Origin of the sequence: Steroidobacter sp. (assembly GCF_036402275.1) — a bacterium.
Lineage (GTDB): Bacteria > Pseudomonadota > Gammaproteobacteria > Steroidobacterales > Steroidobacteraceae > Steroidobacter.
Genome location: NZ_DASWTF010000014.1, coordinates 227,143 through 247,762, shown reverse-complemented (window position 1 = coordinate 247,762; position 20,620 = coordinate 227,143). Strand labels below are relative to the sequence as shown.

Sequence of the window (20,620 nt, the reverse complement as noted above, 5' to 3'; positions counted from 1 at the left end):
CCACCTTGGCAAGCGCGCTCGGCGTGCATGCGCACTTGCGGATCCTGTATTTGGGGCGATCGATCGTGCTGCAGGCGGTAGTGGTGTGTTTGAGCGGTTGCTCGCCGCGCGCGGTATCGGGGCGAGCGGTTGAGTCGGCGCTCGTCGTGCTCAGAGTCAGGACGACACTGAATAATACCAATGAGGCCGCAATATTCGAGTTGCGGCAAACGTTACGAATTGACATGGCTCGCCTCACTTGAGAAAGGTTCGAAGGCCACTTGCAGCCGGTCCGGGTGACAGACGTGAGGCAGATCTACCTGAGCAAACGGCCGATCAGCAGATAGAGAGGTGGCGAATCGGCCGTGCGAGCGAGCTGATGTGGGGCAACGCCGAGAGTGGACGGGGGCGGCCGCGCTATGGTGAATATCGCCGATCGGCCAGATACAGGCGGATCTGGCGCGGTGAGACTTTCAGCCTGGCCTTGATTAGAGACGCTGGCAGCTGTGACGATGGAGCAACATCCGTCGCTTCGCACGTCAGGCATCATTTCTGCGGAGCAACCTGGTGAACCTTCCGGGGCACGCTCTGATGCGCCCTCGCAACAGCAGGCAACCTGCGCGACCAGGCCGCTCATACTGCACGCATAGCTCGTCGTTGCCGACGACAGGCTGATCGCGATCAGAATGAAGAGGAAACGGCGCATGGCTCGGCACGCGAAGTTCGTGCTTCAGTAAGTCGTTTCGGAATGCGGCGGTTCCTCGCCGTATGCCTGGTCGTGCTCGCACGCGCGAACGTCCGAACGTCCGAACAATTTCACTACTCGCGGCATTTATTAGCCGTGCGCCGCCTTGGAGGGGAGGGACCAGCGTGCGATCCTCGAGCATGATTGCGATTGCTGCGTTTGCATCAGTCGTAGCTTGCGCCGGTCACCCCTCACGCGTGGAGATGTCCCAGATGTCCGGAATGGAGACGTATCGCCAGCTATGCACGAGCTGTCATGGGGTGGGCGGAAAAGGCGACGGCCCAATGGCTCCGATGCTGAAAATCGACGTTCCCGACCTGACCCATATCGCCCGCCGCCATGGTGGCGAATTTCCGGAAGAGCAGGTGACGCGCACGATCGACGGAAGATTCGAGCGGCCGGCTCACGGGCTGCCGTACATGCCGGTGTGGGGTTTGAAGTTCTACGATCCCGAGAGCCCCGATGCCGCGGAGGAGCGAGCGCGCGGAGACTCGATCATCGAACGACTCGTCGGCTACCTGCGATCCATACAAGAGGACTGAGGGATGCCCACCTATTTCGACGCGTCGTTGAGCGCTGCGCGCACTTCGCCTTCAAGTGAGGTCAACCCCCAGCGCTTGCCTTCGGCGATCGCGGCTTCCATGGACTGCCCTTTGATCCACGCCTCGCGTACTGCGATCAGAGCGCCAACACGGTTACCGCTGGCGCAATGAACCAAGGTCGGTTCATCGCCGGCCTGCTCGAGTAACTCATCCAGCCTGCGCGCATTCTCTTTGGTCAGCGACTGAGCGCCGGCGATGGGAATGGCGTGGTAATCCAGGCCTAGTCCGGTTGCAATGCGCGCCTCGTCGAGATCTTGGCTCTCCTCCGGGGGGCGCAAGTTGATCAGATGCTTGATGCCTGCCGCGCGAATGCGACCAATATCCGACGCATCGATCGCGCCGCTCACGATTCGGTTGTCCGCTGGCTGGCGCATGTTCGGCAGTTCGCCGATCAGCGCGTCGTCCGCGGCAGGCGCCGCCTGTGTCAGGCCGAAGCAGAGGATCAAACTGAGAAAAATCGTTGTCTTCATGTCGGAAGCTCAGGCCGTGACTGTGCGTCGGCGCCGCAGTCTGGCGGCGAGCCAATGTTTCGCTGCCCCGAGGACGTGCAACACCGCGAGCGCGACCAGGACGTTGAACAACGTCTCGTGGACCTCCTCCAAGGTTTCTTCTCCCGCCAGGAAAATTCTCGGCGGCTCGAACCAATTGAAGAATCTCAGAGGCTCATCCTCGACAGAAGCCAACGCCCAGCCAGTCAATGGAATTGCAAACAGAAGCACGTAGAAGGCGAAGTGTACAGCACGCGCCAGCACCAGCTCGTACGGCTTCATATCGGCCGGCCACGCCGGTACGACATTGACGAGTCGCCATATCAAGCGCGCGATCGCAAGCAGCAGGACCGTCAATCCGATGGACTGATGCAGCGTCAGAGCATCGAATCCTGATCCAGGGATCGGGGTGGAGTCCTCATCCGCTTCCGCCAGCAACCACTGCGTCAGAATGGCCAGCACGATGACCCAGTGGAGCGCTCGGCTGACCAGACCGTGCTCGGATCGCGTGTTGAGGAGATGCATACGCAAACCACCTGTCCGCAGGGCGGAAGCTCATCATTTCTCTTGCGGCGGCGTCATCATTCCCCGACGCTTGCCCATGCCCGTCATCATGCAGCCTTGCTCGCCCATCATTTCCGAGCAGTTCTGTTGCATTTCCTTTTGACAGTCGGTGAATGCGCGGTCGGAACGAAGGCACGCAGCCATCCTTTCGTGGGCTGCAGCCATGTTCGCGCGCATCTCTTTCGTCGGCGTCGACGGCGGTTCAGCCGCAAACGTCGTGGTCGCGGCGCCCAGCAGGACGGTCGCAATCGGGTAGATGTATCGTGACGCGTTCATGAGCGAGGCTCCATGGCGTCGGCCCCGTACCCATGGCGGCCATCTCCGACTCGTAGATATCGGACGGCGACCGTCTCTCGACGCGCGATCCGGCCCACGGCGCACAGCGCCAGAAACATCACGAGATATTCGAACATGGTCGTGACCTCCCTATTGGTCGTTAGACCGTACGCCTCGCGGTCGTTGCGGCACATCCGAGAAACAGGAACATAGTTCCGTACCGCCCCGGAGGCGGCGTGTCGGCGTGGACAGGGATTCCACGCGGCGATTGGGGGATTTCCCGGGTTGGCGTCGAGGAGCGCTGGCGGTGAGCTAGCGTGACAGTGCAACCCACTTGAGTACAAGCGCCGGATCGCGCTTCTCCAATGCGATTCGCGCGTCGCGTACGACGGGACCATCCATCGCGCAGGTGAGGGGGCCATTCATCGAAGCAGGAGTGCGCGAGCGGTTCGATACAGATCATGCGAGCGAGTAGCGAGCATGCCCAAACATCCGATAGGAGCGCCGATATGGTCCCTCAGCCCACCGATATGAAGATCGTCATCTGGTTCGAGGACCTGAGCAGGGCAGACGTAGCGCTCGTCGGCGGCAAGAATGCCTCGCTAGGCGAGATGGTCCGGCACCTGGAAGCCCAGGGCGTGCTGGTTCCTCCCGGCTTTGCCACCACGTCGGCGGCGTATCGCGCGTATGTCGAGGCGAACGGCATAGCGCAAGCTCTTGCGCAACGTCTGGATTCGCTCGCAAACGGTCGAGCGAGCTTGCACGACACAGGTGAAGCCGTGCGTCGGCTGTTCCTGGATGGAGAGTTTCCGGCGCCAATCGCCGGTGCGATTCGCGAAGCGTACCGGAAGCTTTCGGCAGCAACTCCGACTGGCGAGGCGAGTGTCGCCGTACGCTCGAGCGCCACGGCGGAGGACCTGCCGGACGCCAGCTTCGCCGGACAGCAAGAAACGTTCTTGAATGTGCGGGGCGAGCGTGAGTTGCTGGATGCGTGCCGACGTTGTTATGCATCCCTGTTCACCGATCGCGCGATCGCCTATCGCAATACGAAGGGCTTCGATCATCTGCGGGTCGCGCTTTCGATCGGAGTACAGCGCATGGTGCGCTCCGATCTGGCCGGCGCGGGTGTGATGTTCTCTATCGACACGGAGACGGGATTCCCGCGCACCGCTGTGATCAACGCGGCGTGGGGCCTCGGCGAGACGGTCGTGCAGGGCACGGTGGACCCCGATAAGTACGTGGTGTTCAAACCATTGCTCGAGGATGTCCGTCTGCAGCCGATCCTTGAAAAGACCCTCGGCACCAAGACGAGCAAGATGATCTATGCGACAGGCGGCAGCGCGCGCACGTCGACCGTGCAGACAACGCTGAAGGAGCAGCGCGCGTACGTGCTCTCCGATGCTGAGATCGTAAAGCTGGGGCGTTGGGCGCGCATCGTCGAGCAACACTACGGTTGCGCGATGGATATGGAATGGGCCAAGGACGGGGAAACCGGTGAGGTGTATCTGGTGCAGGCACGGCCCGAGACGGTCCAGTCACTGCGAAGCAAGAGTGCATTTGTGACATTTAAGCTCAAGAAGCGCAGCAAGGTGCTGCTCACCGGCGCGGCGATCGGTGAGGCCATCGCGGCCGGCAGGGCATGTCTCATTCGGCGGGCTGAAGACATCGAACGGTTTCGCGACGGTTCGATTCTCGTGACCGAGATGACCGACCCCGACTGGGTGCCGATCATGAAGCGTGCCGCCGGCATCATCACGGACCACGGTGGCACCACCAGCCATGCCGCGATCGTGAGCCGCGAACTGGGCGTGCCGGCGATCGTCGGCACGGGCCGCGGCACCGAGTTGCTCCAGGATGGCAAGGAGCTGACGCTGTCCTGTGCGGAGGGCGAGCAAGGCGTCGTTTATGACGGCCTGTTGCCGTTCGAGACCGAGGATGTCGATCTCACGAGCATTCCGCAGACTCGCACCGCGATGATGGTGAATCTCGCGAGTCCGGGAACGGCGCTGCGCTGGTGGCGGCTGCCGGCCAAAGGTGTGGGGCTCGCCCGCATCGAGTTCATCGTGAGCAATTCGATCCGGGTGCATCCGATGGCGCTCTTGCAGCCGCAGCGGGTCACGGACCCGTCGATCCGGCGAGAAATCGAGGCGCTCACGCGTGGCCACGAGAGTCCTGCTGATTACTTCGTGGACACGCTGGCGCGTGGGGTGGCCAAGATCGCCGCCGCATATCATCCACATCCGGTGATCGTGCGATTGAGCGATTTCAAGACCAACGAATACGCAGCGCTGCTTGGGGGAGCGAGCTTCGAGCCAAAGGAAGAGAATCCGATGCTCGGCTGGCGTGGAGCCTCGCGCTACTACGACGAACGTTATCGCGCCGGATTCGCATTGGAATGCCGTGCGCTCCGGAAAGTGCGCAACGAGCTCGGTTTCGACAACGTGATCGTGATGGTTCCCTTCTGCCGCACGCCGGATGAAGCCGACCGGGTCCTCGCGGCCATGGAGGAGGGCGGTCTCCGACGCGGCAAGGAGGGTCTGCAGGTTTATATGATGTGCGAGATTCCTGCGAATGTGATTCTTGCCGAGCAGTTCGCTCGGCGGTTCGACGGATTCTCCATCGGTTCCAACGATCTCACGCAACTGCTGCTTGGCGTGGATCGTGATTCGAGCGATCTGGCGCGGCTATTCGATGAGCGCAACGAAGCGGTGAAGCGATTCGTGCGCGAGGCGATCGAGAAGGCTCATGCCGCCGGCATCAAGATCGGAATCTGCGGCCAGGCGCCGAGCAACTATCCGGAGTTTGCCGCGTATCTGGTGGAGTGCGGCATCGACTCTATATCGCTCAACCCGGACAGCTTCGTTGCTACCGTCAGAGAAGTCGCTCATGCCGAGCAGCGGCTTATAGCGGGCGCAAGCTTTTCCGGGGGGCGGCTGCTCAAGCCTCGGCCTCGAGCAACAGATGCATCTTCACCAGATGGGCCGCCGAGCTCGCACCCATCTTCTCCATGACATTGGCTCGATGGATTTCCACGGTGCGCTCACTCAAGCCAAGGTCGATGGCGATGACCTTGTTGGCGCGGCCGTCCACGACCATGGCCATGACCTCCCGCTCTCGTGGCGTCAGTGAGCTGGCGCGCTGACGCAGGTCGGCGTGGCGTTGGATACTTTCGCGGTTCTCCACATCCCGCTGTAACGCGCGCCTGATCCGGTCGAGCAGTTCTTCATCACGAAAAGGTTTTTGCAGGAAATCGAAGGCGCCGTCCTTCATGGCCTGCACGGCCATCGGAATATCTCCGTGTCCGGTGATCAGGATGACCGGCAAGATCGAGCCCGTACGATTGAGCTGTTGCTGCACTTCCAGCCCGCTCATCTCCGGCATGCGCACATCGAGCACCAGGCAGGAGGGCCGGCCCGGATCGTACTTCGACAGAAACTCCGCCGGGCTGGCATAAGTGACAGTGGTATGCCCGATGGTGGTCAGCAGCGTGGACAGCGCCCGACGCATGCCGTCGTCGTCATCCACGATGTAAACCACCGGCTTCGATTGTTTTTCTGTATTTGTGGCCATCTCGTCGTTGCTCCCATGTCGTCCCTGGATTGTGCGCTTCACCTGCGGCGTTGAAAACGGCCATGAACGCGGCTTTCGCGGGTAGGTTAGGGGAATCCACCGGTGGCGATGCCGGTGCGTGCGGCGGGAAACTCTGTAACGGGTCAGGACCGTTGGATGGAGATCCATTATGCGTATCGTGCTGCCAGCGCTCACTGCAGCCGTCCTGTGTTCGCTGGCAACGGGAATGTCGCAGGCTTCTCCTCTGTCCGTCGATGAGAAGGTGCGCAACGCTTTGCAGCTGGATCAGCGCCCAGCCAACGGCCAGAAACTCTATTCCACCTACTGCGTACAGTGTCACGGTCCGCAGGCGCTCGGAAGCGCTGCAAAAGTGATTCCATCGCTCGCAGGACAGCGGCGCGCCTATCTGGTGAAACAGCTGGCCGATTTCAGCGAGGAGGAGCGCTCCAATCGGGAGATGCACACTGTGGTCTCGCAGGCGGAGTTGTCGAGCGAGCAGGCTTGGGCGGACCTCTCCGGTTATCTGAACTCTTTGCCGCGGGCCAGCTTTCCGCAGACGGGCGACGGGCGCGGCCTGGAGCTCGGCGAAGCCATCTTTCAGGAACAATGCGCGTATTGTCACGAGGAGGATGGGCGCGGCGATGACGACGGCTTCATTCCTTCCGTGCGCGATCAGCACTATTCGTACTTGGTGCGTCAAATGCGGAGCATCGCCTCGTGGCATCGACTCAATGTCGACGCGGACCTCGTGAGATTTCTCGACAGCCTGGACACCGAAGAGGCCACTGCCGTCGCTGATTATCTGTCGCGCATGCGAGGTCCAGTGAGGGACCGGGACAGGATGAACAGCGACGGGACCGTGAATAACTGAAGCGCCTGATCATCCACCCAGCAACGGACTACCATGTATACCAGAATCCTGGTCCCCGTCGACGGTAGCGACACAGCGCTCAAGGGTTTGGCCGAGGCATTGAAGCTCGCCAGGGCGCTGCAGGCAAGGATCAAATTGATTCATGTCGTGAACGAGCTGATCAACGATCCCGCCATGGTTCCGTCGGTCTACTACGAGCATTCCATTGAGAACATGCGGGAGTGCGGCCGGAAAGCGTTGCGGAGCGCGCAGGCGCTGGCTAAACAGCAGCATACAGAGGTCGATGCCGAACTGGTCGAAACGATCGGCGCCAGAGCCTGCGACTGCATCGTCGCGGCTGCGAAAAGGTGGCCGGCGGATCTCATCGTCATGGGGACCCATGGCCGTCGCGGATTGCAGCGCCTGGCATTGGGCAGCGATGCGGAGATGGTGTTGCGATCGGCGCCGGTTCCCGTGCTGATGGTCCGTGAGAATGGCTGAAAGCTGAAGCTAGCGCGGGCGTGATGTGGGCTGTCCCGCCCCTTGCGCAGTCAGCGCGTTTGAAGTAAGCATCAGCGTGTTGGTTGGTCGAAAGGCACTTGATTCCCAAGTTACGTCCCGAGAGCGGTGTCCTAATCATCCTAGCGCTCGAAAACAAGGCAGAAGAATAGTACATTTTCGCTAGAGCAATACTTGCGGTTAGGTCTGGATGATCGCATCCGCTGCATTTGGTCAATCACGCTGTGACTGTTCTGTCATTGTCGATCAGTGCCGTGCACAGGTATCGGCCATTCTCGATGAGGACAAAGTGACGAACCGAACTATCGAGCGGATCATTGGACTCCAGCGAGAAGGCGTCGCTCACGGGTCGGCGAAACATCTGCAGGACTTTTGCATTTCGAGCGCACTGTCGTGTTCGCACGCAGTCTGATTCGCTCGCTGATCTTTGCGGTCGGTTCGCTGGTTGCAGGGCTGCTTCTCCTCGGGGCGGTTGCGTTACTCGTCAATCTTTCATGGTTTGACGCGACACTCCACCCGGAACTGGCAAGACTCAAGAAAGTTGAACCGCTGCTACTTGAAGAAAATGCGTACCCGATTGCGCTTGGATTCATTGCGGCCGACGGCCTGGACCCTCGGGCCGCCGGGGAGAAGATCCTTCAGGCTCTACACGAACGCTTTCTGCGTGGTAAACCAATCATCCTCGATACCGAAGAGATGAACGCGTTCCTCGGCGGGACAGCGAAGCGCGACGTCTGGCAAACCCGATTCAAGAGTCTCGACTGTAACGCACGGGTGCACTTGGACTGTGCGGACCGCCTGATTGCAGAGGTCACACCGCTGGATACAAAGGACGCTCGTCTTGGGGTGCTTCTGAATCGCTACGAATTGATGATCCGCGAGGAGCACTTCGTCGAGAGCCAGGAGCGCGATGCCTACACGCCAGGCCCACCGTACGGCCGTATTCTCGATGTAGGGCGCATCCGATTGGCGATGAGCCTTCGACAAAACTCCACTTCGGACCTGCTAACTAAAGCAGCGGAAGACTTTCGCTTTTGGACGACCATGTTACGAGAGGGCGACACTCTCGTCGCGAAAATGATATCGCTTGCCGGAATGCAAAATACCCTGGACTTTCTCTCAGCCTTGATGAGGCAACGCGAGTTGACCGAAACTGAAATTCAGACCATTCGTCATTTTTTGCGGCCGATGACCGCGGAAGAATCCGACATAGGCCAGGCATTCTTGTCCGAAGCGCGCATCGCCGTACTCAGCGAAACGCCACCCGTGGCGATCGGCTCATCTTGGTTCATTCAGCGGACCCTTCAGAAAAACGCAACATTGAACGATCTATATTTGAAGATCATCGTTCCGATGCGGCTCCGATCGGCCCTGACGCCTGAGGAGTATTACAGACAAGGTGCGTACCGGCCGCTGAAACATGATCTGCGCGAGCGTCCACTTTCACTTTTCAATTGGGGAGGGCGCACCGCGTTTCGCAACGCGAACTGGGATCCCGAGCAGTTCGTCGCTCGCGTGCAAGACCAGAATGGGCGAATTTCCCTTGTGATGCTCCAGGCGGAATTGGAGCCGAAGCCGGGACCAGACGTTGAAGCCGTGGTTTCATCTTCGCGCTGGCGCAATCCTTACACTGGTGACCCCATGGAATACCGTCCAGAATTCCACACGATTGGCTTCGTGTGCCTGCACACGGCATTTCATCCGCCGGCTTCTCCCGACGAATGCAGTATCGCGATCGAGACGAAACGAAATTGAAGGGTCTAAGCGTGGTGGAAATCTGGTGGCGAAAAAGGGGACTTCTGTCAGATCATCCATCGAAAGCGTTCGATTGCCGCAGATTTGAACGCGCGACGCATCCCGTCGCCGGGCGCGAGCTGGAAACGATTGCAGCGTCGAGCGAAAGGTTGGATGGGCTCCGGGATACGCGTGATCGTTCGGAATGAGCGATATCGCGGGGTTGTTCACTGGAACAGCAGTCAGTGGAGAAAGGACCCAGATACCGGTAAGCGCAAGCGAGTGATGCGCCCTCGTGCCGAGTGGATCAGCTCCGTCGATGAATCGCTGCGGATCGTCTCGGACGAACTCTGGGGGCGCGCTCAGCGGCGCATGCGCCCGGTGAAGGAAGGCGAACGCATCAGGTCAGGCGGCAAGCCGAAAATTCTGCTCTCGGGGCTTCTAGTCTGCGGCACCTGTGGAGCGCATTACGTCGTCACTGACCAGCGCAGCTACGGTTGTTCCAGCTTTCACGATGGCCGGGCGTGTTCCAACGGCGTCCGTGTTCGTCGTCACCGCGCGGAAGCTGTACTGCTCGACCCGATCCGCAAGGGCTTGCTCTCGCCCGAGCGGGTCGAGCGCATGGCGAAGGAAATGCGGGCTTCGTATGTGGAGCACCTGCGTGCAGTTCAGATGCGAGAGACGCAGCGACCGCAGGAATTGCAGCTCGATCGGTTGCGGGCCCGTCTTAACCGAGGCGACCCGGACATGACTGCGGATGAGCTGCAAGCGGCCATCGAAAGGGCCGAAGCAAAGGCCAGAGAACTTGGGGTTCTGGATGCGGCGTCCGCGCCAGCGATGAAGGCGTTCACGATGCTGCCGAAGGCAGCGGAAGCCTACAGGCGACAGATCACGCTTGGGCTCGAAAGAGAGCCGCGCGCAGCGCTCGAGGCCCGGTTGATTCTCAGACAGCTATTCGGCGGGGAAATCCGATTGGTTCCAGAGCCCGATGGCGGGCTGACAGCTCACTGGAACCTGTACACATCCGCCCTAGTGCAAGCACTAGGGACATGTGGTAGCGCGGGGCGCGTCGGCGTGCCGCCGCAACCCTTCATCCGGACGGCGGCGTAAGCTCCACCGTCTGCCGATACTCCGGAACCAGCGTTGACCAACCCAGCTGCCGCTCGATGCGTTGACGAAGCGCATCGCTGGCGCTTGGCTCGCCGTGTGTGATGAACGTCTGCCGCGGCGGCTTCGGCAGCTTGCCCATCCAGGCCAGGATTTCATTGGCGTCGGCGTGCGAAGAGCCTGCCTGCAGCTGGCGAACTTCTGCCCGGACCGGAAAGTCTTCCCCGTGGATTCGCACTGTCGAGGCTCCGCTCGCAAGCGAACCACCTCGCGTGCCGGGCGCTTGAAAGCCGGTAAGCAGGATCAAGTTGCGTTCGTCGCCGAGGAATGACTTCAGGTGATGGATGACGCGGCCGCCAGTCGCCATGCCACTGGCGGAGACGATGATCATCGGGCCGGTGCGGCGATCGAGCGACTTCGATTGTTCCGCCGTGTTGATGAAAGAAGCCGCGTGACACAGCAGATCGTAATCCGCTGCGCTGAGCCGATGCTCGTGCATGAAGCGGCGATACAGCCCACTGGCATCGATCGCCATGGGACTATCGAGATACACAGGAATGTCGGGCAGCGCGCCTTTGTGTTTGAGACGGGCGATGTGCAGCAACAGCGTCTGGGCGCGACCGATGGCAAATGCAGGCACGACGACGACGGCGCCTCGCGCGATCGCTGGAGCGAGGCATCGTCCCAGTTCGACTTCAGGTTCGACTGCCGGATGCGTGCGATCTCCATACGTCGACTCGCACACCAGGTAGTCCGTCGCAGAGGGATCGGCGGGAGGCTGCAGGATCGGATCGTTCGGCCGGCCCAGGTCGCCCGTGAAAGTGACGGACAACCCGCGGCATTCGAGGCGCGCGAAGCAGGCGCCCAGCAGGTGGCCAGCGTGCCTGAGCGTGAAGGACGTGCTGGCGCTCAGCGCCGTCGTTCTGTCGATCGGTACAGCTTGAAACTGCTGCAAGCAGGCGAGAGCGTCGTTCTGCGTGTACAGCGGCAGCGCCGGCTTGTGCTTGGATATCCCGTGTCGATTCGCGAATCGGGCGTCTTCCTCCTGCAGATGAGCGCTGTCCGGGAGCAGGATCTTGCAAAGCTCCAATGTTCCTTCCGAGCAGTAGATCGGGCCACGAAAACCTTCGCGCGTCAGCGCCGGAAGAAAGCCGCTGTGATCGATGTGCGCGTGAGTCAAGATAACCGCATCGACTGCGCGTGCGTCGAAAGGCAGGGCCGCCCAGTTACGCAGCCTCAGTTGCTTGTAACCTTGGAACAGACCGCAGTCGACCAGGATCCGCTGCTCGCCCGTTTCCAGCAGGTAGCGCGAGCCGGTGACGGTTCCGGCGGCGCCGTAGAAGCTCAGGCGGACTGAATTGCTGATTGCACGCATATATAAGTGAGAGGGGCGGGCGTTTCCGCCGGCCCCTCGGATCGTCTCGGTCAAAGAGTGACTACAGAAAGATGGTTATGCACGACCTTGACGCCCGGCGCGGCCCACGCCGCGTTCTCGGCATCGTCTTTTTCGTGCCAGGAGTGGACTTCGCCACTCAAGGTCACGGTGCTGCCGGAGACGTCGATGTTTACTTTGTTGGCGTCGACAGCAGCGTGCCGCTGATAGGCGCGATGGATCTTGCTGCGTATGTCCGTGGCGCTCACTGACGGGGTGATGGTAATCGAGTTGGTGACGCCTTTGACGCCCCAGAGCGTTCGCACCGCGGATTCAGCGGCGCTCTTCTGATACTTGAACGAAACGTTGCCCTCCAGCGTGATCCATGCGTCACGGACGACGACCTTGATGTCGTTGGCGGGTACGGCGACGCTCGCCTTGAGCGCGCTCACGGCCGACTCGGCAATGGCCGAGTCCGGGCGCTGATGCGCCATGCTCGGTTTGACCTCGATATCGTTCGCCACGCCGCGGACGCCGGCGACGTTCTTGGCAGCCTTTTCCGCAAAGACTTTGTCGGCGTAAAACGGCACATGACCTCCGAGCGTGACCACGCCGTCTTTGGCGGACACGATGATGCCGCTATCGTTGATGCTGGGATCCCAGTTCAACTCGGCTTCTACGTCCCGCTCGAGCTGTTCATCTGTTTTCATGGTCCGACTCCTGCGCGTTGTGATGTTTGGGGATGATGCAGCGGGCCCGAGCCGGTCAGCGCCGGCCCCTTTGTTCCCGCGTCTGTTCCTTACTGACGATGGCCGCCAGGGCGGCCGTGTGCTCGGCGAGCACCCGATACAAATCGTCCAAGGTGACGATGCCGAAGACGGCGCCTCTGTCGTCCACGATCGGAAGCCGGCGCACGCCGTGCGCGCGCATGCGGTCGATCGCCGTCGCGAGGTTCTCCGAGCCGGATGCGAGCACGACCGGACTACCCATCACCTCGCCAACTCGCGTCCGTTCCGGGTCGCGACCTTTGGCAATGACTTCCATGACGATGTCACGATCGGTGACGACACCGACGGGTTCGCGCGTGCCGTCGCTCTCATCGGTGACGACGAGATCGCCAGTGTGATGCTGGCGCATCAGCCGGGCGGCCTCGGCGACGCTGGTTTCTTTGTGACAGCAGGCGACATCCAGGACACAGAGTTCTTTCAAGTTCATGACGAATACCTCCGTCGGTCAGGTGGCCAGAGCCCGGGCAAGCTCGAGCAGATGGGGATCGAGCGGCTTGCTGTGCCCGGCCACTTCCGATAAGGGCGTCGAGACGATGTCACCGCGTTGGATGCCGACCAGGCAGCCGGACTGACCGCGCCCGATCAAATCGATGGCCGCCGCGCCCAGTCGGCTGGCGAGAATGCGGTCGAACGCGCCAGGCGTTCCGCCCCGCTGCACGTGGCCGAGCCGCGTCATGCGCAGTTGAATGCCGATCTTGGCCGCATGCAGATCGAAGTAGCGCACCAGCGCGTCCGCGTTGTACTTCGCACCTTCGGCAACCACCACGATCGCATGTTTCTTGCCGCGCTCCCTGGATGCATGCAGCTGTCGCACGAGATCCTCGGGCGAGGTTTCCGCTTCCGGGATGATCACGGCTTCGGCGCCGCCGGCAATTGCGGCGGATACGGCGAGATAACCGCTGTGCCGTCCCATGACCTCGACAATGAATGCTCGCTCATGCGAGGCGGCAGTGACTCGCAAGCAATCGATTGCGTCGAGGGCGGTGCCCAGCGCGGTGGTCGTTCCGATGGAAACGTCGGTGCCGCACAGGTCGTTGTCGATGGTCGATGCAATCCCCACGACGCGGATGCCGCGGCAGGCGAGCGCGTGGCTGCCGGCTTGCGATCCGTTGCCGCCAATCACTACGAGGTTCGATATATCGTGGTCGTGCAACTGCTGAACCGCCATGCGTTGGCCGGCATCGGTCTTGAACTCTTCGCAACGGCTGGTTTCGAGCATCGTGCCGGCCACATGAACGATGCCGCCGACTTCGCGCGGACCGAGGTGAGTGAGGTCGCCGCCAATCAGCCCGGCATAGCCGCGGCGGACGCCAAACATCTGCAGGCCCTGCAACACGCCGCAGCGAACGACCGCGCGTATCGCGGCGTTCATTCCGGGCGCGTCTCCGCCACTCGTCAGGACAGCAACACGCACCATGAAGCGGGCTCCGTGATCATCGTGCTGAGCAGTATGAGCGCCTCGACAACTCCGGGAACCTGAGCGTTCCCGAGGTGATCTACGCGGCGCTCCTTAGCAGGCAGCGTTGCAGGGTCCGCGAAAAGTGCGTGTCGATTCCGCAGAAGTCCCGGTTCGGCAGCGACGCAGTCGGGCCTAGAGTCCATCGGACCAGGCGCTCGAGCGGCGAGCTCCAGGGCAGCCACCTTCGCGAGAGGCAATCATGTACAGCCGAATCCTGGTTCCGATCGACGGCAGCAGCTGTTCTCTCAAAGGCCTGGAAGAAGCGATCAAGCTCGCCGCCTTGTTGAAGGCGCGCATCAAGCTGATCCACGTCGTCAACGAGCTGATCTCCGAGCCGGCCCTGGCTCCTTCCGAATATCACGATCGATTGATCGAGACCCTTCGAGAAGCTGGCAAGGCGACCCTCGCGGAGGCGCAGACCATCGCCAGGAGGCAGGGCGCGGACGTAGAAACGCAGTTGCTCGAAACCATAGGTGGCAGAGCGTCCGATTGCATCGTCGCAGCCGCCACCCAATGGGGTGCCGACCTCATCGTGATGGGAACGCACGGTCGGCGCGGCATGTCGCGCCTGGCCATGGGCAGCGACGCGGAGCTGGTGGTGCGCTCGACGCCGGTGCCCGTCCTGCTGGTGCGCGAACGGACCGACCTATGAGAAGCAGGTTTCAGGAGCTGGAAATGACGACACACGAGTCGACCCAGAGTGCGTCTGGCAATCTGTCTGCCGTGCTGCTGACGGATTGGTATCAGCTATCGATGCTCGACGCCTATTACCGGCTGGGCATGGAGCAGACAGCGATCTTCGAGTTCTTCGTCCGCCGCCTGCCCCAGCAGCGCAGTTTTCTGCTGGCGGTGGGCCTGGATCAAGTGCTGGATTACTTGCAGAACGTGCGCTTTACGCCCGAAGAGATCGCCTGGCTTGCCTCCACCAAGCAGCTGAGCAGCAGCACTTTGAAGCGGCTGGCTTCGTTCCGTTTCACGGGGCGAGTGTTCGCGGTCCCCGAAGGAACGGTGTTCTTCGCGAGCGAGCCGATCTTGCGAGTGGAAGCGCCCTTGCCCGAAGCGCAGCTGGTCGAGAGCCGCATCGTGAGCTTGCTTCACTATCAAACATTGGTGGCCTCCAAAGCGGCGCGCTGCAGGCTCGCTGCACCCAAGGCTCAGCTCATCGATTTCGGAATGCGTCGCGCGCACGGCGCAGAGGCGGGTTGCCTTGCGAGCCGTGCGAGCTACATTGCCGGCATCGATGCAACCGCGACGGTGGAGGCGTCCTACAGATACGGCATCCCACGCGCCGGTACCATGGCGCATTCGTTCGTGCAGGCGCATGAGCTCGAATCGCAGGCCTTCCTGAATTTTGCGCGATGTCATCCACAGAACATCGTTTTGCTCATCGATACCTACGACGTAGTCCGCGGAGCGGAGCGGGTCGTGGAGGTGGCGCACCGCTTACGCAGCGACGGCATTCGGATCCAGGGCGTTCGGATCGATAGTGGCGACTTGGGAGAGTTGGCGCGCAAGGTTCGAGCCGTGTTGGATCGCGGCGACTGCAAAGACATACGCATCTTCGTCAGCGGCAATCTTGACGAATACGCCATCGATGGCTTGGTCGCGGCCAAGGCGCCCATCGATGCGTTCTGTCTCGGCACGAGATTGACGGTGTCCGAAGATGCGCCATCGCTGGACTGCGCTTACAAGTTGCAGCAATACGCCGGCCGCCCGTTGCGCAAGCTGTCGCAGTGGAAGGAAACCTGGCCGGGGCCGCGGCAGGTCTATCGTCAGTATGACTCGAGCGGCTACCTAGGGGGGGACGTGCTTGCTTGCGAGGACGAGGTGATCGAGGGTCAGCCACTGCTGCACGAAGTGATGACGAATGGCCGCCGCTTGTGTTGCGCTCCGGCTCTCGACGACGTTCGGGCTTTTTGCGCCGAGCAGCTGGCCAGACTGCCGCCAGCATACCGTACGCTGGAGCACGTGCTGCAAGCGCCGGTGAAGGTCTCGCAGCGTCAACATCAACTTGCCGAGGAAGTGGCGCAGATCCCGCACTGATCTGCGCCGCAGGGATCATGAAATCAGGGTGTGATGGCCACCTTCAGCACGCCGTCGCGCTGATGCGCGAATAGCTCATAAGCCTGCTCGATCTGCTCGAGCTTGAACCGATGAGTCACCAGCGGCTTCAGATCGGCGCGACCGGACGCGATGACCTCCATGAGCCGACGCATGCGTTCCTTGCCGCCCGGGCACAGCGTGGTTGCGATGGTGTGGTCGCCGAGGCCTGCGGCGAATGCGCCCAGCGGAATACTCAAATCCTTGGAATACACGCCAAGACTGGAAAGCGTGCCGCCAGGTCTCAGGACTCGCAGGGCAGCCTCGAACGTTGCTTGCGTTCCGAGCGCTTCGATGGCCACATCCGCACCTCGGCCGCGCGTCAGTCTCATGATGGCTTCCACGGGATCTTCCTTGCGAAAGTCGACGATGTGATCCGCTCCGAGCTGGCGAGCAACACGCGCCCGAGCTTCAACTGTTTCTACCCCAATGATCGTGGTCGCACCCATCAACCTCGCGCCGACGGTTGCGCACAGGCCGATGGGGCCTTGAGCGAACACGGCGACGGTATCGCCGATCTGAATGCGACCTCGCTGCGCGCCGCCGAAACCGGTCGACATGATGTCGGGGCACATCAACACTTGTTCGTCAGTCAGCTCATCGGGCACCGGCGCCAGGTTGGCCATCGCGTCGGGCACCCGCACGTACTCGGCCTGGCAGCCATCGATGGTGTTGCCAAACTTCCAGCCGCCCATCGGCTTCCATCCATGAGCTGCGCCTGCGCCATCTTGCGCGCCAACACCAGCAAGGCAGGCGTGACTGTGTCCACTGGGCGTGATGGCCCCGGCGATGACTCGTTGCCCTTCGCGATAACCTTGCACGGCCGAGCCGAGCTTTTCGATCACGCCCACCGGCTCATGGCCGACGATCAATCCGCGCCGGACCGGATACTCGCCCTTCATGATGTGCACGTCGGTCCCGCAGATCGTGGTCGTCGTGATGCGAAGCAGGGCGTCCAGCGGCCCGATGTCGGGAATGGGACGCTCCTCCAGCACGATGCGACCCGGCTCGACGAATACAGCGGCTTTCATCAACTGCGGCATGGTTCCTCCAGAGAGTGTTGTCGATATTTCTTGTTAATTGTGGTCTGCGTGACAGCAGTGGACACACGGACAACCCGTGAGCGCCTGCTGGAAACCCCGCAGAACGCGACTTTGCGGCAGCAATCCCCGGGGAAGCCGCGTTGGATTGCCAGTTTTCCTTAAAGGCAGCGCGGCCAGACGGCGCACGCTCGAAGCGCCGGCGAGGCAGATTGCCGTGAATTCCGCTGTCGATGGCGGCGTCGTGGTCAGCAAGATGTTGGAAACGAATTCGAATGTCGGTTTCGATGCTGCGCGTAATCGCTACGTGGATCTGTTCGAGGCCGGCATCATCGATCCGACCAAAGTCGTGCGCGTTGCGCTGGAGAATGCTGTCTCCGTCGCAAGCGTGCTGTTGCTCACCGAAGCGACCATGACCGAGATCCCGGTGGACAAGAAAGCTCCGGCGGCGGAAATCGAGGCCTGAGCGAGACGGGGCCGTACCCGTAGCGTTTACGGCCTTCCCCGCATGGCTGGCCGCGACGTGAGGATGAACACTGCTCGCAGCGGAGTCTTCCAACGAGTTCTGGAGGGTGTCATGAAAGTCGGTGCGATTTGTCAGCGAGACGCCATTTCGATCGCCAATACCGAAAGCATCACGGCTGCGGCGCAACTGATGCGGGAGCGGCATGTCGGCTTCCTGGTCATTTACCAGTTCGGCGACGACCTTCGCCGCCCGATCGGTGTGTTGACCGATCGTGACATCATCGTCGAAGTCATCGCCAAGAAAGTGGACCCGGAGGCCCTGTGCGTCGACGATCTCATGACGCGACAACCACTGATCGCGAACGATAACGAAGACCTGAGCGATGTTCTGCAAGGCATGCGGATGGCCGGCATACGTCGCGTCCCCGTCGTCGACGTTCGGGGCGCCTTGCTCGGTGTCTTCGCCATCGACGATGCTTTCGACATCATCACCGGATTCATGTGCGACATCACCGGCTCGGTCAAGAACGAGCAACGCGTGGAGCGGCACGCCCGGGTGGGATGAAATGAAAGTGCCGGTCGCCGTTTCTGCCCGTCATGCGCATCTGAGCGCAGCCACGCTGCATCAGTTGTTTGGCGAGGGCTATGAGCTGCACGTGCGCAGTTGGCTGACGCAGACCGGCCAGTACTCGGCGCAGGAAACGGTGAGCCTCGTCGGCCCGCACGGCCGGATCGATCGCGTGCGCCTCATGGGGCCGCCGCGACAGCGCGATCAGATCGAGTTGTCGCGAAGCGATGAATGCACCTTGGGCGTTGCCGCTCCGTTGCGTGTCTCTGGTGACGTGGCGAACACCCCTGGGCTACAGATCGTCGGCCCCGCCGGGTCAGTGATGGTATCGAACGGCGTGATCACCGCACGTCGACATATTCATATGAATCCGGACGAAGCGCGGCAACTCGGGTTTCGTCACGGTCAAGTGGTGAGCGCGAAAGTAGACAGCGACGGACGCGATCTGACCTTCGGCGACGTGATCGTGCGTGTCGCCCCGGACTACCGGCTGGAATTGCACCTCGACACCGATGAAGCGAATGCGGCCGGCGTCACCAATGGCAGCTATGTGGAGATCCTGGCGTGACAAAGGAGCTGAACATGAAGTTCTGGTGGATTCCCGCCTTGTCCCTGGCACTCGTGGCCTGCGCGCCGATGCCGACGCAGCGGGACGTGATGCAGATGTCAGGGGTGGAAATGTATGAATCTTTCTGCGCCAGCTGCCATGGTGCGGGCGGCGAAGGAAATGGGCCAGTCGCGCCACTCATCAAGATTCACGTGCCTGACCTCACGCGCATCGCCCAGCGCGATGGCGGTGAGTTCCCGACCGAGGATGTGCGTCGAACCATCGACGGTCGCTTCGATCGACCAGCGCACGGGCCGCGGGACATGCCAGTGTGGGGTTGGCAATTCTATCGCAGCGAGACGCTGAACGATCCCGACGAGCGCGCCCGAGTGGATGCGCTCATCGATCGACTGGTCGTGTATCTGCGGTCCATCCAAAAGAGCTGACAACCATGCGTACCGCCTCACTCCTGTGCACGGTTGCTCTACTCGGATGGAACGTCGCGGCGGGCGCAGCGGACTACGTCGGGATGTCCGGGCAGGAGTTGTACGTCCGCTTTTGCGCCAGTTGTCACGGGGTGAAGGGCCGCGGCGATGGGCCGGTCGCCAACTCTTTAAAAGTGGAGGTGCCGGATCTGACGCTCATCGCGCGGCGTGCGAAGGGCGTGTACCCACGCGACAGGATCGAGCGGATCATCGATGGTCGCCACATCATCGGTGCGCACGGCAGCCGCACGATGCCCGTATGGGGCGAGGATTTCAGCCGATTGGAGCTCGGCAGTCCCGATGCCGAGCGCGCCACGCGCCTGATCATCGTCAGGCTGGCGGACTACGTCTGGCTGTTACAGAAGCCAGCGCCCGAAACGAGGAACCGCAATGAATAAGCGACCGTGGAAAACCTTGCTCGTGATCGTCGCCGATCCATTCGCGAGCGAGCAGCCGGCGTTGACGAAGGCGATGGCGCTGTCCCTGCGCACTGGCGCGCGATTGGTATTGTTGAATACATTCATGATTCCGCAGCCGGTGAACGATGTGCCGATGGATTCGCGGCAGCAGATCATCGCCTCCGCGATTCGGGGGCGTCGCGAGCGGATGGAGGCGCTGGTTGCCAACTCGCGGCTCGGTGCGGTGAAATGCATCGTCACCTGGGATTACCCCACGCATGAAGCGATCGTCCGTCAGGTCTTGAAAACCAAGCCCGACCTGTTGGTCACCGCGAGCCATCGCCACGGCCGGCTGGCGCGATGGGTTCTAGCCAATACCGATTGGGAACTGATCCGTCAGTGTCCGTGCCCGGTGTGGTTCGTGAGATCCCCCGAAATGGCGCGCGAGCCGCGTATCCTCGTGGCGGTCGATCCGTTTCATGCGCACGACAAGCCCGCCGCTCTCGATGAGCGCCTGGTGCACGAGGCCCGCGTCGTGGGCGAGCAGTTCGGTGGCGACGTGAGTCTTGTGCACGCATGTCACATCCCGGACCTCGCTCGCCCGGTGCGCTTGCTGGTTCTCGAGCGGGCGAAGCAAGCAGTGCAGGATCTGGGGGCGCGGCACGGCGTGGACGCGGAAGCGTGCGAGGTGAAGGCGGGCACGCCCGAAGAGATCATTGCCGCCATCGAGCGTCGCGACAGCGTGGATCTGCTGGTCATGGGCGCCGTATCCCGAAGCATCGAGGCCCATCCCGTCATCGGTAACACCGCCGAGCGGGTCATCGATCGGGTGGCCTGCGATCTGCTTGTGATCAAGCCGCCCGGATTCAAAGTACCGGCGCTGACGACCGCCGCGCCACGACCTGTCATCGTGCGTAACGGGGCGGGCGTCCGGAACAAGCGAGCGGCCGCGCACGCAGGTTGA

22 protein-coding genes and 2 pseudogenes are annotated in these 20,620 nt (G+C 61.7%); 15 read left to right on the top strand and 9 right to left on the bottom strand.

The window, feature by feature from the left end; genetic code table 11:
• Nucleotides 1–747: 747 nt before the first annotated feature.
• Nucleotides 748–1,266, top strand: a complete 519-nt coding sequence (locus tag VGD45_RS08115) for a cytochrome c (RefSeq protein ID WP_331154777.1) — start codon at nucleotides 748–750, stop codon at nucleotides 1,264–1,266.
• Nucleotides 1,267–1,277: 11 nt separating this feature from the next.
• On the opposite strand, the gene VGD45_RS08110 is transcribed toward VGD45_RS08115, so the two are convergent.
• From VGD45_RS08110 to VGD45_RS08100, 3 genes are read right to left on the bottom strand one after another with little or no spacing between them, the layout of a single operon-like run.
• Nucleotides 1,278–1,796 carry a protein tyrosine phosphatase family protein gene (locus VGD45_RS08110; protein ID WP_331154776.1) on the bottom strand — a complete coding sequence of 173 codons (519 nt, stop codon included), beginning with the start codon at nucleotides 1,794–1,796 and terminating at the stop codon, nucleotides 1,278–1,280.
• 9 nt (nucleotides 1,797–1,805) lie between these two features.
• Nucleotides 1,806–2,339 carry a cytochrome b gene (locus VGD45_RS08105; RefSeq protein ID WP_331154775.1) on the bottom strand — a complete coding sequence of 178 codons (534 nt, stop codon included), beginning with the start codon at nucleotides 2,337–2,339 and terminating at the stop codon, nucleotides 1,806–1,808.
• Between the two features lie 33 nt (nucleotides 2,340–2,372).
• Entirely contained in the window at nucleotides 2,373–2,654 is a 282-nt protein-coding gene (locus tag VGD45_RS08100; RefSeq protein WP_331154774.1) for a hypothetical protein, read from the bottom strand.
• Nucleotides 2,655–3,163: 509 nt separating this feature from the next.
• Here VGD45_RS08100 and ppsA point away from each other — a divergent pair.
• A complete protein-coding gene (gene ppsA / locus VGD45_RS08095) occupies nucleotides 3,164–5,665 on the top strand; it encodes a phosphoenolpyruvate synthase (RefSeq protein WP_331154773.1) in 2,502 nt (833 codons plus the stop codon).
• On the opposite strand, the gene VGD45_RS08090 is transcribed toward ppsA, so the two are convergent.
• Nucleotides 5,592–6,224, bottom strand: coding sequence for a response regulator transcription factor (locus VGD45_RS08090; RefSeq protein ID WP_331154772.1), 633 nt, complete (start codon nucleotides 6,222–6,224; stop codon nucleotides 5,592–5,594). The two genes, ppsA and VGD45_RS08090, sit on opposite strands and share 74 nt — an antisense overlap.
• A gap of 169 nt (nucleotides 6,225–6,393) precedes the next feature.
• On the opposite strand from VGD45_RS08090, the gene VGD45_RS08085 reads away from it, so the two are divergent.
• The 5 genes and pseudogenes from VGD45_RS08085 to VGD45_RS08070 all read left to right on the top strand — a co-directional run bounded on the left by VGD45_RS08085 (nucleotide 6,394) and on the right by VGD45_RS08070 (nucleotide 10,437).
• Entirely contained in the window at nucleotides 6,394–7,095 is a 702-nt protein-coding gene (locus VGD45_RS08085; protein ID WP_331154771.1) for a c-type cytochrome, read from the top strand.
• A gap of 33 nt (nucleotides 7,096–7,128) precedes the next feature.
• A complete protein-coding gene (locus VGD45_RS08080) occupies nucleotides 7,129–7,575 on the top strand; it encodes a universal stress protein (RefSeq protein ID WP_331154770.1) in 447 nt (148 codons plus the stop codon).
• 411 nt (nucleotides 7,576–7,986) lie between these two features.
• Nucleotides 7,987–9,348 (top strand): hypothetical protein, encoded by a 1,362-nt coding sequence (locus VGD45_RS08075; protein WP_331154769.1) that lies wholly within the window; start codon nucleotides 7,987–7,989, stop codon nucleotides 9,346–9,348.
• Nucleotides 9,349–9,399: 51 nt separating this feature from the next.
• Nucleotides 9,400–9,693 (top strand): annotated as a pseudogene (locus tag VGD45_RS34325) (recombinase family protein); the annotation flags it as partial.
• A gap of 6 nt (nucleotides 9,694–9,699) precedes the next feature.
• On the top strand, nucleotides 9,700–10,437 hold the full coding sequence (locus tag VGD45_RS08070; RefSeq protein ID WP_331154768.1) for a zinc ribbon domain-containing protein: 738 nt from the start codon (nucleotides 9,700–9,702) through the stop codon (nucleotides 10,435–10,437).
• Here the strand turns inward: VGD45_RS08070 and VGD45_RS08065 are convergent.
• From VGD45_RS08065 to VGD45_RS08050, 4 genes are read right to left on the bottom strand one after another with little or no spacing between them, the layout of a single operon-like run.
• The gene (locus tag VGD45_RS08065; protein WP_331154767.1) at nucleotides 10,418–11,809 is read right to left on the bottom strand and encodes an MBL fold metallo-hydrolase; all 1,392 of its coding nucleotides are present in this window, start codon (nucleotides 11,807–11,809) and stop codon (nucleotides 10,418–10,420) included. The two genes, VGD45_RS08070 and VGD45_RS08065, sit on opposite strands and share 20 nt — an antisense overlap.
• Nucleotides 11,810–11,859: 50 nt before the next feature.
• Nucleotides 11,860–12,516: a BON domain-containing protein gene (locus tag VGD45_RS08060; RefSeq protein ID WP_331154766.1), complete on the bottom strand. Its 657-nt coding sequence runs from the start codon at nucleotides 12,514–12,516 to the stop codon at nucleotides 11,860–11,862.
• A gap of 55 nt (nucleotides 12,517–12,571) precedes the next feature.
• The gene (locus VGD45_RS08055; RefSeq protein WP_331154765.1) at nucleotides 12,572–13,021 is read right to left on the bottom strand and encodes a CBS domain-containing protein; all 450 of its coding nucleotides are present in this window, start codon (nucleotides 13,019–13,021) and stop codon (nucleotides 12,572–12,574) included.
• A gap of 18 nt (nucleotides 13,022–13,039) precedes the next feature.
• Nucleotides 13,040–14,011 carry an ATP-dependent 6-phosphofructokinase gene (locus VGD45_RS08050; protein WP_331154764.1) on the bottom strand — a complete coding sequence of 324 codons (972 nt, stop codon included), beginning with the start codon at nucleotides 14,009–14,011 and terminating at the stop codon, nucleotides 13,040–13,042.
• A gap of 241 nt (nucleotides 14,012–14,252) precedes the next feature.
• Here VGD45_RS08050 and VGD45_RS08045 point away from each other — a divergent pair, with 241 nt between their 5' ends.
• The gene (locus VGD45_RS08045) at nucleotides 14,253–14,705 is read left to right on the top strand and encodes a universal stress protein (protein ID WP_331154763.1); all 453 of its coding nucleotides are present in this window, start codon (nucleotides 14,253–14,255) and stop codon (nucleotides 14,703–14,705) included.
• Nucleotides 14,706–14,728: 23 nt separating this feature from the next.
• Nucleotides 14,729–16,096 (top strand): nicotinate phosphoribosyltransferase, encoded by a 1,368-nt coding sequence (locus VGD45_RS08040; protein WP_331154762.1) that lies wholly within the window; start codon nucleotides 14,729–14,731, stop codon nucleotides 16,094–16,096.
• 23 nt (nucleotides 16,097–16,119) lie between these two features.
• On the opposite strand, the gene VGD45_RS08035 is transcribed toward VGD45_RS08040, so the two are convergent.
• Nucleotides 16,120–17,196, bottom strand: coding sequence for an NAD(P)-dependent alcohol dehydrogenase (locus VGD45_RS08035; RefSeq protein ID WP_331154761.1), 1,077 nt, complete (start codon nucleotides 17,194–17,196; stop codon nucleotides 16,120–16,122).
• 178 nt (nucleotides 17,197–17,374) lie between these two features.
• Here VGD45_RS08035 and VGD45_RS08030 point away from each other — a divergent pair.
• The 6 genes and pseudogenes from VGD45_RS08030 to VGD45_RS08005 all read left to right on the top strand — a co-directional run.
• Nucleotides 17,375–17,659, top strand: a pseudogene (locus VGD45_RS08030) (TCP-1/cpn60 chaperonin family protein); the annotation flags it as partial.
• Between the two features lie 111 nt (nucleotides 17,660–17,770).
• Entirely contained in the window at nucleotides 17,771–18,223 is a 453-nt protein-coding gene (locus VGD45_RS08025; RefSeq protein WP_331154759.1) for a CBS domain-containing protein, read from the top strand.
• Between the two features lies 1 nt (nucleotide 18,224).
• On the top strand, nucleotides 18,225–18,794 hold the full coding sequence (gene pduL, locus VGD45_RS08020) for a phosphate propanoyltransferase (protein WP_331154758.1): 570 nt from the start codon (nucleotides 18,225–18,227) through the stop codon (nucleotides 18,792–18,794).
• 14 nt (nucleotides 18,795–18,808) lie between these two features.
• Nucleotides 18,809–19,219, top strand: coding sequence for a cytochrome c (locus tag VGD45_RS08015; RefSeq protein WP_331154757.1), 411 nt, complete (start codon nucleotides 18,809–18,811; stop codon nucleotides 19,217–19,219).
• A gap of 5 nt (nucleotides 19,220–19,224) precedes the next feature.
• A complete protein-coding gene (locus VGD45_RS08010) occupies nucleotides 19,225–19,656 on the top strand; it encodes a cytochrome c (protein WP_331154756.1) in 432 nt (143 codons plus the stop codon).
• Nucleotides 19,649–20,620 (top strand): universal stress protein, encoded by a 972-nt coding sequence (locus VGD45_RS08005; protein ID WP_331154755.1) that lies wholly within the window; start codon nucleotides 19,649–19,651, stop codon nucleotides 20,618–20,620. The genes VGD45_RS08010 and VGD45_RS08005 overlap by 8 nt, the downstream gene beginning before the upstream one ends.